We start from the raw sequence: 15288 nt of genomic DNA on the forward strand, positions 1-15288 counted from the left end.
ATGAATTAGGCAAAATCATTTATTTTAATCATATATTTTAATCATTTGAAGCAATCAATTCTATATCATTTATGCTAATAGGTTTAGATAAATAACCTAAAATATCTGAATACGTTTTTGATTTATTTTTATCCTCTACAGCAATAGAGGAACTTACGATATAAACAGATATTTGTTTGCTGAATTTAGATTTTATACCCCCCATTTTTTCCATAAACTCCCAACCATCCATAATAGGCATATTTATATCTAACAGGATTATATCTGGAAGTATAGTGCTGTTTTTCAAGGTATTATTTACTATATCTTGAAGCGCATCTATTGCTTCTCTACCGTTTTTAAATGTAGCGATCGCTGAAAACATATCACATCTTTTTAGGATCTTATTTACAATAATTTGATAAATTAAATCATCATCAATTACCCAGATTGTTTTTTTTGTCATTTAATATAGATTTTAAATGTTGTTCCTATATTGAGTTCACTTTCAACAGTGATATCTCCACCCATAGCATCAATTTGATTTTTTGTAATGAATAATCCAATTCCTCTGGAATCTGCATTATTAGTGAATGTCTTGTACATTCCAAAAATTTTGTCAGCGTTCTTAACTAGGTCAATTCCAATACCATTGTCTGTAATTTGTAGAATTTTGTCATCATAATTAGTGATCCATTTAATAGTGATGATGGGTTTTCGATCCGGATGGCTGTATCTGATACAATTTGAAATAATGTTGTACAAGATACTCTCAAGATAAGCCGGATTATAGTTTACCATTACATTATTAGGCATGTTAATAGAAATTGAAACATCTTTTGAGTTTATTTGTTCAGAAAGTACATTTAATACATTCTCTATGTATTGTTTAAGATTTAATGATTCAGAAACTAAACCAATATTAGTCCTTATATTGATAACTTCATTTAAGTGAATCATCGTTTCGTTTAAGGAATTCGAAACTGATTTTAATAATTGGATCATTTCATCTTTCTCTTCTTCTGTTTCTGAAGATTCGATTAAAGACATAATCGATGCTATGTTGCTAGTATGTGACCTTAAATTGTGTGAAACTATATATGAAAAATTTAGTAATCTTTTATTTTGTTCTGTCACTAAATTAAAAGCTTCATTCAAATCTTTCTCAGCTTCTTTCATTGTCGTAATATCTATCATTATACCACGTAAATTTAAAGGTTGGTCATTTTCAGAAATCACATTAACAATATCTTTTAACCAAACGACAGCTCCATTTTTAGCAATCATCCGATACTCAAAATCATGATTTAAAATTTTATTTGTTTTCAAAGTACAATAATCGATTGTCCATTGTTTATCTTCTGGATGAATGTGATCTATCCAAAAAGTTTTGCTCGACAACCATTCCTCTGCGGTATAACCCAATATATTTTCTACTTTTTGACTTATAAAACTAAAATTAAAAGATTTAGCGTCACACTCCCAAACGATTCCGTCTATAGTGTTAATTAGGGATTCGATTCTTTGTTGCGATTGAAGAATTATATTTTCGGATATTTTTCGTTCTGTAATATCTTCAGTAGAAACGATGATTCTTTCCAATGATTTTTCATACCCATGGATTACATTCCATCTTAAATTTACGTTGCGATATTCACCATTTTTATTTTTTATTTTGGTATCAACAATTAATTGTTTGTCACCTTGTGTTATGGCAATGAGCTGTTTTGTAAAATCGCGAATAGAATCAGTATCGATAATTTGTGAAAGATCAGATATTAATTCTTCTTTATTTTTAACTTTATGAAGGCGCAGGCAAATTGTATTCACATCGATAATTTTCACCAAAGAAATACATTTTTGAACAACATCTGGGTGCATTTTTAAATATAGAGCTACTGTCTCAGGACTTTGATTGATAAGTTCCAATTCTTGAAGATATTTTTTTACTCCAGAAAAATCCTCTTCCCATAATGGAATAGGAGAGTCCTCAAATAAACTTTTGAATCGAATTTGACTCTTAATGATTAATTCCTCTGCTTCTTTTTTTAAAGTAATATCTTCAACTATAGAAATAGCGCTTATTTGGTTTTTACTTTTATCTACGATTGGCGTAACATTCAAATTTACCCAAATAGTTTTACCTGACTTTGTAAAGTATCTTTTCTCCATAGAATATTCATTAATTATTCTATTTTCAAGTTTATTTACATTTATTAGGTCATTTTTAAGGTCATCAGGATGAGTTATCGATTGAAAGTTTTTATTTTTCATTTCATCCTGAGTATAACCCAGAAGTTCACAAAATTTATTATTAATTTCTAAAAAATTACCTGTTGTAATATCCACATTGGCGATTCCTACAGCTGCCTGATCAAAAATAGCTTTAAATTTTATTTCAGAATTTAATAATTTAGATGTTTGAGTAGTTACTAAAGTTTGTAATTCCTCTGGTATTTTTAGAAGTGTAAAGATTAAAAATCCAAAAAGTCCCGCAAGAGTGATTCCTAAAAGTCCAGGAAATAATATTTGTAAACATAAATAATTCTTATTTTTTTTTATCAAATATAATTTCCAGTCACCATCAGGGATTAATCTGTTGATACTATAATTTTTTGAAAAATCGATTTTATTAGGCAAGTAAAATACTTCTTGTTTTTTTTCAATATCGTATTTTGAAAATTGGAAGTAATATTTTGAATCATCAATATTTTTAATTCCCGATGCTTTTAAAAAAGTTTCTAACTTTATAATAACAGCAGAAAAACCCCAAAATTTATTGTTTTGGAAAACAGGAAACCTTCCAACTATTTCCATACCGCCTTGTTTTAATTCAAAAGGACCGGCAAAATACATCTTTTTCTTTGCGATAGATTTTAATGCTTCTCTTTTAAGATGGGGCGTGGTTAAAATGTTTAAGTTTATTGCTGCTTCATTTCCTTTGTAAGGATATACATATTTTATAATTCCATTTGGTACAAGTTGAACAGCACTTATGTTAGGATTTGATTCTATTAATTTTTCACTTACAAATTCATAATTTTTAGGAATGCCTTTATCATTGATAGTTAGTGCCAGAGATAAAGTAGTGGTGTAGCAGTTTTTGAGGGCTTGTTCTATATTTTGATGAACAACATTTAGTATGTTAACCATTTCTCTTTGTTCATTTTCTTTTATTATTTTGTATTGCTGTGCAACTATAAATGTTACAACATAACTCAAGAATAAAAAGGTCATGAAGCCAGTGATTTTAGGCCTTTTCAGGAACCATCTGATGAATTTAGGATATTTATTTTCAGACTTCATGAATAGTGATGGAAAGTATTAGAAGACAATTTTGTTCATCAAATAAAGATATGAAAAAATTGTTGGAGCAAACTAATTTATTTATTAACGTTATATTATTAATTTGTTTCAAAAATGTTTATTTAACTTCAAGGATATGTATTATGGTCATTAACATAAAAATTCTTTGTTTTATTAATTTTGCCATAAATAATTTTGCTGTATTTTGTACATGTAACTTCCTAATTGTTATTATAATTTTCAAACAAAAATAAACTACCAAACTAAAATAATTTTAATTTCAATAATAAAACCGAACTTTGCAGTGGTTTTGAGTCAATTAATAGATTCGATTATCTAAATGTAAAGTCATGGGCAGAAATAACGAAAGAAATATAAAAAAGCATAACGATAAGTTGCACAAAGCGCAAGACAAAGCTAAACAAGCTGTACTATTGCGAAAAGAAAAACTTAAACAAATAACTAAAAAGTTTAATGAAGATAAGGCTTCAGAAGAATAATATAAAACCCGTGTCATGGAAAAGAATAAATTTAACGATGTGAAAAATGGAGTGCAGCAAATAATTGATTTTATTGCAGAAAAAAACGCCAAAGAAGCCAACAATAAATTAGTAGAAATCAGTGACGAATTAGATGAGCTACTTGATTTTGCTGAAGAAGATGAAGATTTAATGGAAATTAGCCGCTATCAAGTATTGCTTAATCAATTGCATCAAAAAATAATTGGGCTTAATGGACAAGCAAATAATCCCATTTAATTTTTTTTTATAAATAAAATGATTGAAAATAAATGTTATTGTGGTTCCGATATAAATTTCCAGAATTGTTGCGAACCAATTATAAAAGGGATTCGAAAAGCGCCTACTGCTGAATCCCTGATGCGTTCCAGATATTCTGCTTATGCTACACTTCAAGTTGATTATTTACTGGAATCCACCTATGTTTTAGAAAGAAAATACTATTCGAAATCCGAAATACTTCTTTGGGCAACTAATAACCAGTGGCTTCAATTGCAGATTTTAAATTCCACTGAAAATACCGTGGAATTCAAAGCTCATTTTTTAGATAACAAACTTCAAAAACAGATTCATCACGAACTATCCACTTTCAAATTTGAAAATGGAACTTGGTTTTATGTAGATGGACAATTTTTTAATTAATTTCTTTTTTATTATAAAATCCAATTACATCGTTTGTCAATGTTTTTAACTAAAAATTAATAAACGTTTGTATCGAGTACATTTTTATTGATGTAATTTTATTGTCTATGAAAAATGATAATAAAAAAGGATTTTATTTCAAGCAATACGAAGCGCCTTTTCAGTCTCCGTTTGATAAACTCTTTGGTATTTTCAAAGAATTAATCACACATACCTCAGGGGATTTTGATGAAGCGATTGACTGGTTGCGGGAATTAGACAAAGAATATAAACTTACCGATGAACAGTATACAATCGATGATTTTATTGAAGGTTTAAAGAAAAAAGGATACATCCGTGACGAACTCAAAGAAGATGGAACTTCAGGAATTGGAATTACTGCAAAGACGGAACGTGCGATTAGACAACAAGCTTTAGATAACATTTTTGGAAATTTAAAACGGTCTGGTAGCGGGAATCACAAAACGAAACATTCTGGAAACGGGGATGAACATACCGGAGAATTTCGGGAATTTCATTTTGGTGATGGACTCGAACGTATTTCATTGACCGAAAGTTTACGCAATGCACAAATCAATAATGGAGTTGCAGATTTTATGCTAACCGAAAATGATTTGGTTGTTGAAGAAACCCAATTCAAATCCCAAATGAGTACGGTCTTAATGATTGACATCAGTCATAGTATGATTTTGTATGGAGAAGATAGAATTACACCCGCCAAGAAAGTGGCAATGGCTCTTGCTGAATTGATTACGACCCGTTATCCAAAAGATACTTTAGATATTCTGGTTTTTGGGAATGATGCCTGGACGATTGCAATTCGAGATTTACCGTATCTAAAAGTGGGTCCATATCACACGAATACGGTTGCTGGTTTACAATTAGCCATGGATATTTTGCGCCGAAAGCGAAATACGAATAAGCAAATTTTCATGATTACGGATGGAAAACCAAGTTGTGTTCGCGAAAAAGACGGTTCGTATTATATGAATAGCAATGGTCTTGATGAATATATTGTAGATAAATGTTACAATCAGGCACAACAAGCCCGAAAATTGCACATTCCCATCACCACTTTTATGATTGCCAATGATCCGTATTTGCAAAAATTTGTGAATAAGTTTACTGAATCAAATCAAGGAAAAGCATTTTACACCGGATTAAAAGGATTGGGCGAAATGATTTTTGAGGATTATGAAACCAATCGAAAAAAGAAAATAAAATAGAACTCAGTTTACAGTCACAGTTGTCAGTTCGAGCGCATTCGAGAACAATGTCAATGTCAATGTCAATAGCAGTGGCAATAGAATAGCAATGGCAATGACAATAGCAATGTAAAAGCAAAAGCAATGGTAATAGCAATAGCAATATCAATAGCAATGGTAAAAGCAATAACAAAAGCAATAACAAAAGCAATTACAATGGCAACAAAGGTTAACTGCAATATCAACATCAATAAAAAATAACAAATGAATACTATAAAAACACTCGGAGAATTAAAAAAATCAGGTTACGTAAGCAAAAGCATTAAAGATGAATTGCGTTCTAATCTTAGAGAAAAAATCAAATCGGGAAAACCGACATTTGATGGTGTTCACGGTTTTGAAAACACCGTGATTCCAGAATTAGAACGAGCTATTTTATCTCGTCACAACATTAATTTGTTGGGGCTTCGTGGTCAGGCCAAAACCAGATTGGCACGTAAAATGATTGAATTGTTAGACGAATACATTCCATTTGTGACGGGTTCCGAAATAAATGACGATCCGTTACAACCGATTTCTCGTTTTGCTAAAGATATTATTGAAACGCATGGCGATGCTACTCCAATTTCTTGGTTGCACAGAAGCGATCGTTTCTTCGAAAAATTAGCTACACCTGATGTAACCGTTGCGGATTTAATAGGTGACGTGGATCCGATAAAAGCTGCCAATTTAAAATTATCATACGCAGATGATAGAGTGATTCATTTTGGGATGATTCCAAGAGCAAATCGATGTATATTTGTTATCAATGAATTACCTGATTTACAAGCTCGAATCCAAGTAGCCTTGTTTAATATTTTGCAAGAAGGCGATATTCAAATTCGTGGATTTAAATTAAGAATGCCGCTTGATATGCAATTTGTTTTCACGGCAAATCCAGAGGATTACACGAATCGTGGTAGTATTGTAACGCCACTTAAAGACAGAATTGGTTCTCAAATCCTGACGCACTACCCAGAAACCATTAAAATCGCCAGAACCATTACTGAACAGGAAGCAAAACTGGATGTGACTCAAAATGATATGGTTTACGTTCCTTCATTGGCAAGGGATTTATTAGAACAAATTAGTTTTGAAGCTAGAGAAAGCGAATATATTGACAACAAAAGCGGAGTGAGTGCTCGATTAAGCATTACCGCTTTCGAAAACTTATTAAGCACCGCAGAAAGAAGAGCACTGAAATCCGGTGCTGATAAAACAACTTTGCGTTTGTCTGATTTTATGGGAATCATTCCTGCGATAACTGGAAAAGTGGAGTTGGTTTATGAAGGAGAGCAGGAGGGAGCTGCCGCTGTAGCGCAACATTTATTAGGCGATGCAATTCATACTTTTTTCCCAGCTTATTTTCCAAAGATTGAAAAATTAGAAAAAGAAGGTGTCAAAAATGCCTATACGGATATCATTGAATGGTTTTTTGCTGAAAGTGGTTTCGAATTATTAGATGATTGTTCGGATGAAGAATACGAAAGAATCTTGGTTAGTATTGTACCACTTGAAATTTTAATCAAAAAGTACCAACCTCAACTGGAACAAGAAGATAAATTTTTTATGAAGGAATTTATTCTTTGGGGATTAGTTGAATACAAGAAACTGAGTAAAGATCGCTTCTCCGAAGGATATCAGTTTAAGGATATTTACGGTAGTTTTATCAGTAAACTATAAAGAACCTACTATTTTTATCACATAAGTCATTTAAGAAATCAACACTTTGTAGTTTCTTAAATGACTTTTTTGTATGTAATTGAAACGGTAAATTTTTAATTTCCACGCTAAAGGTGTTAGTTTATCATTTAATTTTTTATTTATTTCAGAATCAGTCTCTAACGAATTTTATTAGTCTACCTTGTACCGTTGGCGGTATTTTCAGTCAATTCAAAAGTCATGGAAAATAGCTTTGAGGATTTGATTGCCTCATATATTGAAAATAAAGTGGGGATATGTGACCATTTTTTAAGTACTGATTTGGCCAATAATCTCAAACAAAATCTAATTGTTTTAAACCAGAAAAGCCTTCTTATGGAAGCTGGAATTGGCAACTCTGAGAAGGTTTCTTATGATGGCGCAATACGAAGCGATTCCATTTATTGGTTGGATAAAAAGCACAACAATGCATTTGAAAATGAATTCTTTGCACAAATAGAAGCTTTTATTCTTTATCTAAATCAAAGTTGCTATACGGGAATTACAGGTTATGAATTTCATTATTCTTTGTATGAATCAGGTGATTTTTATTTAAAGCATTTGGATCAATTCAAAAATAATCCCAGCCGAAAATATTCGATGATTAGTTACTTAAATAGTAATTGGATAGAAAGTGATGGTGGCGAATTGCTTATTCATCAATTGGATAACAATCAAAAAATTTCGCCTACTCAAGGCAAAACTGTTTTCTTCAAGAGTGATGAGTTAGTTCATGAAGTTTTAGTTACCCAAAATACCAGAATGAGTATTACAGGATGGCTAAAGAGTGATTAATTTTTAATTTCTTTTTAAATTATGAAAATTCAAGGAAATATTCTCTGTCAATGATAGCAACGGAAAGCACGCAAAGGAAGAAGTTATTATATAAAACAAGCCCTAAAACAGCGACCACAGGAAGCTCGTTTTAGGGCTTGTTTTATGAACTGATTCCTGCGGACTTGTAGTGAATAGCATGCCCGGACAGTAAATATAAAGTTTAAATTAAGTGTTTAGATTAAAATACTTAATTGCTTGATAATCAATTATAAAAAATAAAATATAAGTATTAATTTTTAAAATAAGATGTTAGTACTTGTTTAATTAAAATCAAAAAAAGTAATATAAGATTTTAAATTAAAATTATTCTGTAGCACATTCAACAGCAGTAAATTTAAACTTTACTCTTTCAAAATCTATAGGTGTACCTTTGACAAAATAAGTAGCTCCCATGGTAGTTTGCATTTGACCATTGCCTAAAATGAGTTGGTCACCTCGTTTTAGAAATGCCATTGGGTTTTTAAACGTTACTTTTTTATTGTTCCCCTGAATAAAAGTGTAGCTGGCAAATAATGTATCTCCACTGAATTCTCCAGCGATATTTCCAACTTTTTCTTCTGAATTGAAAAATTTCATTACCATATCGCCGTTAATTTTACCATTTTTTAAAGTGTTCAGTTTTAAATCTATAGTGTCATTTTCGTATAAAGCTTTGTAGCATTGAACACTTATCGGTTTTTCAACAGGAATTTCTTTAGCCTTATTGTCATTGTCGTTTTCATTTTTTTTACAACTTTGAAATCCTAAAGAAGCAAACAGTATACAAAATAGAAGAGGAGTTTTCATGGCACTATATTTTAATTGTTAGTTATTGCTAATTTAGTCAAAATAATGCTTTTATATTCAAAATAATATCAAATAGTGATTGTTAGTGGTTTGTGATTTACTTGAAATAGATACTTTTATAATTATTGATCTTAAAATCAGGTATTAAATTTTCTTTCGAATGAGTTTTAATATTTGGAGACTTAGGAAAATTTTTGTTTTAGATTTATTATTTGACTTTCATAAAACCACCATGGTTATCATTCCTATCAATGGATTGTTACACAATTAAATTCCAATTGTAATCATGTTTAGTAATTCGTACTGCAATTTTTATTACAAAAGTCAATGCTGATAAGCGTGCTCGATTCTGCTAGTGAGCAACCAGTTTTCAAATTGGGTAGATTTACTTTCTTTGTCGGGTTCAATATTTTAGCCGTTTCGGCCATAAAATGCACGTTAGCATAAAGAATGATATAAGTATTCACTTTCACGGCTTATAGAAAAAAAAATCTAAACTTTTGCCAACATAATCCGCATTATTCTGAATATCTGGTTCTTGATAATAATGGGGCAAAATAACCGCATTTTTCTCTTTCTATAATTCCAATATGCACTCTTTATGATTTTTTATTGGTTGTTATTTTTAACTTCATTTGTTATGCTTTCCCATTTCAAATTCGAGAAACGGATTTTATAGATTACTGCGGTCAGGAAAGACTGCTTCTTAATGAAAAAACAATAACAACTATTTTACTGCAAATGAAAAAAGCAACTCCAAAATGGATGGAATTGCTTGAAATTTCTTTTCTTAATAATGAAATGAATGAGAAGTATTTGAAGATGTTGGAAAATAGGTTAGGGATGTTTTAATAATCTAAATACACATCAAATTTGGGCTTTATTGGCCTAAATTCTCCTAACTCTGAATAAGTACAAGAAGCATAAGCTTTTAAGCAACAATTAAGAGAAGAAGTTTAGTAGTTGATTAACAGAAGAAAGCACTCTTACTTCCCGATGCAGAAATTAGCAAATATATTTCCCAGTAATTCATCATTAGTTACCTGTCCGGTAATCATTCCAAACTGGTACAAAGCTTCCTTAATATCTAATGCCATTAAATCTGAGGACAAGTTCGTTTCAAGACCAAATTTGACTTTTTGGATTTCATCTAAAGCTTTTAGTAGCGAATCGTAATGTCTTGTATTTGTGACGATTGTTTCATTATTTCGTAAAGCACCAGTATTTACAAAAGAAAGCAATTGATTTTTTAAATCCTCAACGCCTAATTTTTCTTTTGCAGAAATTAGTAAGATTTCTGGAATTTCAGATTTCAAATTTTCGATTTCACTATCTTCTAATTTGTCCGCTTTGTTACCAATGATTACTAACGGTTTCAACGGAAACTGATTTTTAATTTTTTCCAGTTCTACTTTTAACTTTAAACCAGAAACTTTAAACTCGGAACTGTCAAATAGAAAGACAACAACCTGTGCTTGTTCAATTTTTTCAAACGTTTTACGAATTCCAATGCTTTCTACTAAATCTTCTGTTTGTCGAATTCCCGCAGTGTCTATAAATCTAAATCCGATACCGCCAATAACTAATTCATCTTCGATTGTGTCTCGTGTTGTTCCCGCAATTTCTGAAACAATGGCACGTTCTTCATTTAGTAAAGCATTCAAAAGTGTCGATTTTCCCACATTGGGTTCACCCACGATAGCTACAGGAATTCCATTTTTAATCACATTTCCTACTGCAAAAGAATCAATCAATCGTTTCAGTACAAACTCAATTCGGTTCAATAAATCATGAAATTGTGTTCTATCGGCAAATTCAACATCTTCTTCGGCAAAGTCTAATTCGAGTTCGATAAGTGAGGCAAAGTTTAATAATTCTTCTCTCAATTTGGCAATTTCATTAGAGAAACCTCCGCGCATTTGCTGCATCGCAATTTGATGTGACGCTTCGTTATCTGACGAAATCAAATCGGCTACTGCTTCGGCCTGTGATAAATCTATTTTTCCATTTAAGAAAGCTCTTAATGTAAATTCACCAGGATCAGCCATTCGACAACCTTTTCGAAGTAATAACTGAATGATTTGCTGTTGAATATAAGTGGAACCATGGCAGGAAATTTCAATCGTATTTTCGCCGGTATAAGAATTTGGCCCTTTGAAAATGGACACCAAAACTTCATCTAAAGTTTTGGAATCATCCATAATATGTCCTAAATGCAATGTGTGCGTTTTTTGTGTCGTTAATTCTTTATTCTTTATAGATTTAAAAACAGTATTACCAATAGTAATGGCTTCGTGGCCGGAAATCCGAATTACGGCTATAGCTCCCGCTCCCGAAGGAGTAGCCAATGCCACTATGCAATCTTGAGGTATCATAATATGTACAATTTTATGCAAAAGTAAGGAAAATTAAGGACGCACCAATTAGCTAAGGAGAATCCGCTAGTCTTATTTTTTGTTAAAAATTTGCCAAAGTGATAATTATCATATTTCTTCACGTGAATGTTTTGTAAATTTATAAAACATTGATTTTAAGTCAATTATGTCTTTATGAAAAAAATATTATTTCCAACCGATTTTTCAAATGTTTCAATTAATGCATTTATTTATGCGTTAAAATTAGCTGATTCTATCAACGCAGAAATCATCACAATGCATGTGTATCAATTGCCACAGGCTAATTATATAAATGTAGCAGAGTATTTGCATGAAATTTATGATGTTACGGAGTTGAGTAATTTTGAAAATTATAAAGACGAGATTCCCGTTCTGAGACGTATTGCTGAAGAAAATAATTTGAATCACATAAAAATTAGTCATGCATTGATTTTAGGGAATTTAATTGAAGAAATTCAAAAAATCACTAAGCACGAGAACATTGATTTTATAGTAATGGGGACTAAAGGTGCCACTGGTCTAAAAGAAACAATTTTTGGTACAATGGCTATAAAAGTGATGAATGATGTCAAAGCTGTAGTTTTAGTTATTCCAGAACGATGCAAATATGAACCGTTTAAAAAATTACTTTTTATTACTGAATATCAATCAGATGATGTACAATCTTTCATGAAAGTTAAGGCTTTTGCCAAGATATTTCAGGCGCATATTGATTGCCTTCAAGTAGTTCCTCAAGATCATGAAGATAATGATAAAAATATGCATCACAGAGAGGAATTAATGGATGATAGTAGTATTAAAATGCATTCTGTAACAGGGAATGACGTTGAAGGAATTATATTAAATTTTATCGATTCACATAAAATCAATATGATTGCAATGCATGTACATCACAAAAATTTCTATGAAAAACTATTCGAAATCAGTCTTTCAAAAAAATTGGCATTTCATATTAATATACCGATTTTGGCAATTCATGAATAAAAATAGTCTAATTAGATGATGCTCAAAATGAAGATTAATAATTAAATCTGGTACACGAACTATTTTAATACTTGTAAAATGAAAAAAATTTTATTTCCAACCGATTTTTCTGAAGTGTCTACAAATGCCTTTGTTCATGCTTTAGAATTTGCCAAAATAGTTCAAGGCGAACTCGTTTTGTTGCATACATTTCAATTGCCAATATATGACAATCAGTTTTTTCCAGAAAATTATGCTGTTATTTATGATTCGTTGGAGTTAGCTCAATTTGATATGTTTAAAGAGGAACTCCCAAAATTACGAGCCATAGCTGAAGAGCGACATTTGGATAAAATTAAGATGTCTCACCGTTTAATGGATGGCGATTTGTTACATAATATCAAAAAATCAATCAAAGAGGATAATATTGATTTTGTAATCATGGGAACTTCCGGCGCCACAGGTTGGGAAGCTTTTTTTGTGGGTACCAATACTGAATCAGTAATTTCTGGAATAGAAGTTCCAATGTTGTGTGTACCTGCAGAAGCAAAATTTAAAAAAATTGAAATTATAGGATTTACAACTCGTTTTAGAAATAAAGACAAAAATGCATTGAAAATGGTTTTGAATATTGCCAAAAAAACTAAAGCCAAAGTAAAATGTTTGTATGTAAAAACCAGTGATTCTGATGTTTCAAAAGATACTGTTGCTAATTGGGAAGCTGAATTTATCAATGAACCCATAGATTTCTATGTCATTAATAGCGACGCCGTAAAAGAAACAATTTTGGATTTCATCATGTACAAGGAAGTAGATGTCTTGACAATGCTAACTTATAAAAGAGGTTTTTTTGAAGGTATTTTTAATCCTAGTTTGACTAAAAAAGTTGTCACTAATATTGAAGTTCCAATTTTAGCGATTCATATTGATTGATTCAGTTCTAATAAATTGAAATCTTGAATTCTATGTAGTTCGGCATCGCCATTGCCTTTTAATTTAGACTTCATCGTAATCTATTTCGTTATATTTGCAATTCATCAATTGAATTATGGAAATATACAAAGCAAAAAAGATACACTTTTCAACGGCATTGACTGCAATTAATAAAAAGTACAATAGCATAAGTATTTTAAGACTTATAACTATTGTACTTTTTTTTGTTTCTATTTATTATTATATCAAAAAAAGTGAAATTATTTTCATAATTGCTGCCGTTTTTCTATTTGGATTATTTGTAATATTGATGCGAATTCATTCCAAATTAGTTTTTGAAAAACAAGTTAATCAAGCCTTATTTGATATAAATGAAAACGAAATATCCTATTTAGAAAGAAGCAAAATTCCTTTCGAAAACGGACAGGAATTCAATGATTTTCACCATCCGTCTTCGTATGATTTAGATATTTTTGGTGAACATTCTTTGTTTCAAAACTTGAATAGAACCGCTACTTTTATTGGTAAAAAAACATTTGCAAACCAATTGTTGTCAATATTGCCTAATCATGAGATAACCAGAAATCACCAAGCAATCAAAGAATTATCTGAAAAGTTAGATTGGCGACATGAATTTTTGGCTTTCGCCAAAGTAAGCAATGACAATCAATCGAATTATGAAACGCTACTCAAGTGGAGAACATTCAATAGTACACCATTATCTAAAACTAGTATTTTTATATCTTATTTTTCACCAGTTCTCTTTTTGGGATTTCTGATTGCTTATGTAGTGACTTCTAACACCTTTTTTGCCTCAGTTTTGTCGTATTTGTTTGTTATTAATCTAATGATTTTAGGACGTTTTATAAAGCGAATCCAAGCTGAAGTAGCTAATTCTACAAACATTGATAAAACTATTCATCAATATAGTTTGCTGTTGCAAAAAATTGAAAACGAATCTTTTCAATCACAAAAGTTAATCGATTTGCAGCAAAAACTAATGTTCAAAAAAGAAAATGCCAGCGTTCATTTGAAACAATTAGCAGGTTTGTTTTCTAATATGGACAGCATCAGTAATTTTGTAACAGCTATAGTTTTTAATGGCACGTTTCTGTTTAATTTACACGTTTTAAAATCATTAATTCAATGGAAAAAAGACCATGCGGAAGCTTTAGAAAATTGGTTAGAAGTTATAGGTGAATTCGAAATGCTAAATAGTTTAGCTAATTTTGCTTATAACAATCCAGAGTTTGTGTATCCAACTTTAAACACCAATTTTGAAATTGATTTTACGGATTTAAGTCATCCTTTACTAAATGAAAAAACCAGAATAGGAAATGATGTAAGTTTTCATCCTGAATCTTTTATGATTTTAACGGGTTCAAATATGTCCGGTAAAAGTACTTTTTTAAGAAGTTTAGGAATTAACATGGTTTTATCAGGAATGGGTTCGCCAGTTTGTGCCAGTCAGGCTAATGTGCATCCGTTGCCAGTTTTAGTTTCCATGCGATTATCTGATTCGTTGTCCGATAGTGAATCGTATTTCTTTGCCGAAATCAAACGCTTAAAGCAAATTATGGACGAATTGGAACACAGACCCGCATTTGTTTTATTAGACGAAATATTACGTGGAACCAATTCAGATGATAAACGCAATGGAACAATTGAAGTGGTGAAAAAAGTGATTGGCAAAAAAGCCATTGGAGCCATAGCTACGCATGATATTGAAGTTTGCTTGACCACCAATGAATATCCAAATACATTAACCAATAAATGTTTTGAGGTTGAAATTATAAATAATGAACTTCATTTTGATTACAAATTGCGTGACGGAATTTGTAAAAATAGAAGCGCTACTTTCTTGATGAAAAAAATGGGAGTGATTTAGTGAGGTCTTTATGACTTCTTAAATTTTGCGTTCAGTTTGTCTCTGTGAGGAACGAAGCAAACCCACTAAAGCAAGCAGCCGAAATGAATCATCGA

At 31.0% G+C, this 15288-nt stretch carries 13 protein-coding genes and 1 pseudogene; 9 read left to right on the plus strand and 5 right to left on the minus strand.

The window, feature by feature from the left end:
• Nucleotides 1-37 precede the first annotated feature (37 nt).
• Together DFR66_RS07400 and DFR66_RS07405 are read right to left on the minus strand one after the other, a co-directional pair.
• On the minus strand, nucleotides 38-445 hold the full coding sequence (locus DFR66_RS07400) for a response regulator (protein WP_114754199.1): 408 nt from the start codon (nucleotides 443-445) through the stop codon (nucleotides 38-40).
• The gene (locus DFR66_RS07405) at nucleotides 442-3216 is read right to left on the minus strand and encodes a PAS domain S-box protein (protein ID WP_158634641.1); all 2775 of its coding nucleotides are present in this window, start codon (nucleotides 3214-3216) and stop codon (nucleotides 442-444) included. The genes DFR66_RS07400 and DFR66_RS07405 overlap by 4 nt, the downstream gene beginning before the upstream one ends.
• A gap of 419 nt (nucleotides 3217-3635) precedes the next feature.
• On the opposite strand from DFR66_RS07405, the gene DFR66_RS13885 reads away from it, so the two are divergent.
• From DFR66_RS13885 to DFR66_RS07430, 6 genes are all read left to right on the plus strand, one after another.
• Nucleotides 3636-3785, plus strand: a complete 150-nt coding sequence (locus DFR66_RS13885) for a hypothetical protein (RefSeq protein ID WP_167400496.1) — start codon at nucleotides 3636-3638, stop codon at nucleotides 3783-3785.
• Nucleotides 3786-3800: 15 nt separating this feature from the next.
• The gene (locus DFR66_RS07410) at nucleotides 3801-4043 is read left to right on the plus strand and encodes a hypothetical protein (RefSeq protein WP_114754201.1); all 243 of its coding nucleotides are present in this window, start codon (nucleotides 3801-3803) and stop codon (nucleotides 4041-4043) included.
• Nucleotides 4044-4061: 18 nt separating this feature from the next.
• Entirely contained in the window at nucleotides 4062-4445 is a 384-nt protein-coding gene (locus tag DFR66_RS07415; RefSeq protein WP_114754202.1) for a YchJ family protein, read from the plus strand.
• 107 nt (nucleotides 4446-4552) lie between these two features.
• Nucleotides 4553-5671: a vWA domain-containing protein gene (locus tag DFR66_RS07420; protein WP_114754203.1), complete on the plus strand. Its 1119-nt coding sequence runs from the start codon at nucleotides 4553-4555 to the stop codon at nucleotides 5669-5671.
• 243 nt (nucleotides 5672-5914) lie between these two features.
• Nucleotides 5915-7372, plus strand: a complete 1458-nt coding sequence (locus DFR66_RS07425) for an AAA family ATPase (protein ID WP_114754204.1) — start codon at nucleotides 5915-5917, stop codon at nucleotides 7370-7372.
• A 219-nt stretch (nucleotides 7373-7591) separates the two neighbouring features.
• Nucleotides 7592-8185, plus strand: coding sequence for a 2OG-Fe(II) oxygenase (locus DFR66_RS07430; protein ID WP_114754205.1), 594 nt, complete (start codon nucleotides 7592-7594; stop codon nucleotides 8183-8185).
• A 345-nt stretch (nucleotides 8186-8530) separates the two neighbouring features.
• Here the strand turns inward: DFR66_RS07430 and DFR66_RS07435 are convergent, their stop codons facing one another.
• The 3 genes and pseudogenes from DFR66_RS07435 to mnmE all read right to left on the minus strand — a co-directional run bounded on the left by DFR66_RS07435 (nucleotide 8531) and on the right by mnmE (nucleotide 11388).
• A complete protein-coding gene (locus DFR66_RS07435) occupies nucleotides 8531-9013 on the minus strand; it encodes a hypothetical protein (RefSeq protein WP_114754206.1) in 483 nt (160 codons plus the stop codon).
• A gap of 344 nt (nucleotides 9014-9357) precedes the next feature.
• A pseudogene (gene nadA, locus DFR66_RS14175) lies at nucleotides 9358-9572 on the minus strand (quinolinate synthase NadA); the annotation flags it as partial.
• A gap of 427 nt (nucleotides 9573-9999) precedes the next feature.
• On the minus strand, nucleotides 10000-11388 hold the full coding sequence (mnmE, locus tag DFR66_RS07450; protein ID WP_114754208.1) for a tRNA uridine-5-carboxymethylaminomethyl(34) synthesis GTPase MnmE: 1389 nt from the start codon (nucleotides 11386-11388) through the stop codon (nucleotides 10000-10002).
• Between the two features lie 174 nt (nucleotides 11389-11562).
• Here mnmE and DFR66_RS07455 point away from each other — a divergent pair, with 174 nt between their 5' ends.
• From DFR66_RS07455 to DFR66_RS07465, 3 genes are all read left to right on the plus strand, one after another.
• Nucleotides 11563-12393 (plus strand): universal stress protein, encoded by an 831-nt coding sequence (locus DFR66_RS07455; protein ID WP_114754209.1) that lies wholly within the window; start codon nucleotides 11563-11565, stop codon nucleotides 12391-12393.
• A gap of 78 nt (nucleotides 12394-12471) precedes the next feature.
• Nucleotides 12472-13305, plus strand: a complete 834-nt coding sequence (locus DFR66_RS07460) for a universal stress protein (RefSeq protein WP_114754210.1) — start codon at nucleotides 12472-12474, stop codon at nucleotides 13303-13305.
• A 115-nt stretch (nucleotides 13306-13420) separates the two neighbouring features.
• The gene (locus DFR66_RS07465; protein ID WP_114754211.1) at nucleotides 13421-15193 is read left to right on the plus strand and encodes a MutS-related protein; all 1773 of its coding nucleotides are present in this window, start codon (nucleotides 13421-13423) and stop codon (nucleotides 15191-15193) included.
• Nucleotides 15194-15288: the final 95 nt, after the last annotated feature.

Origin of the sequence: Flavobacterium glaciei, assembly GCF_003350545.1 — a bacterium.
In the GTDB taxonomy this organism is placed as follows: Bacteria; Bacteroidota; Bacteroidia; order Flavobacteriales; family Flavobacteriaceae; genus Flavobacterium; species Flavobacterium glaciei.

What these genes read in the sequence shown, in the direction of transcription:
- DFR66_RS07400 (WP_114754199.1), bottom strand. Translation starts at nt 445, where the DNA reads ATGACAAAAAAAACAATCTGGGTAATTGATGATGATTTAATTTATCAA.
- DFR66_RS07405 (WP_158634641.1), bottom strand. Translation starts at nt 3,216, where the DNA reads ATGACCTTTTTATTCTTGAGTTATGTTGTAACATTTATAGTTGCACAG.
- DFR66_RS13885 (WP_167400496.1), top strand. Translation starts at nt 3,636, where the DNA reads ATGGGCAGAAATAACGAAAGAAATATAAAAAAGCATAACGATAAGTTG.
- DFR66_RS07410 (WP_114754201.1), top strand. Translation starts at nt 3,801, where the DNA reads ATGGAAAAGAATAAATTTAACGATGTGAAAAATGGAGTGCAGCAAATA.
- DFR66_RS07415 (WP_114754202.1), top strand. Translation starts at nt 4,062, where the DNA reads ATGATTGAAAATAAATGTTATTGTGGTTCCGATATAAATTTCCAGAAT.
- DFR66_RS07420 (WP_114754203.1), top strand. Translation starts at nt 4,553, where the DNA reads ATGAAAAATGATAATAAAAAAGGATTTTATTTCAAGCAATACGAAGCG.
- DFR66_RS07425 (WP_114754204.1), top strand. Translation starts at nt 5,915, where the DNA reads ATGAATACTATAAAAACACTCGGAGAATTAAAAAAATCAGGTTACGTA.
- DFR66_RS07430 (WP_114754205.1), top strand. Translation starts at nt 7,592, where the DNA reads ATGGAAAATAGCTTTGAGGATTTGATTGCCTCATATATTGAAAATAAA.
- DFR66_RS07435 (WP_114754206.1), bottom strand. Translation starts at nt 9,013, where the DNA reads ATGAAAACTCCTCTTCTATTTTGTATACTGTTTGCTTCTTTAGGATTT.
- mnmE (WP_114754208.1), bottom strand. Translation starts at nt 11,388, where the DNA reads ATGATACCTCAAGATTGCATAGTGGCATTGGCTACTCCTTCGGGAGCG.
- DFR66_RS07455 (WP_114754209.1), top strand. Translation starts at nt 11,563, where the DNA reads ATGAAAAAAATATTATTTCCAACCGATTTTTCAAATGTTTCAATTAAT.
- DFR66_RS07460 (WP_114754210.1), top strand. Translation starts at nt 12,472, where the DNA reads ATGAAAAAAATTTTATTTCCAACCGATTTTTCTGAAGTGTCTACAAAT.
- DFR66_RS07465 (WP_114754211.1), top strand. Translation starts at nt 13,421, where the DNA reads ATGGAAATATACAAAGCAAAAAAGATACACTTTTCAACGGCATTGACT.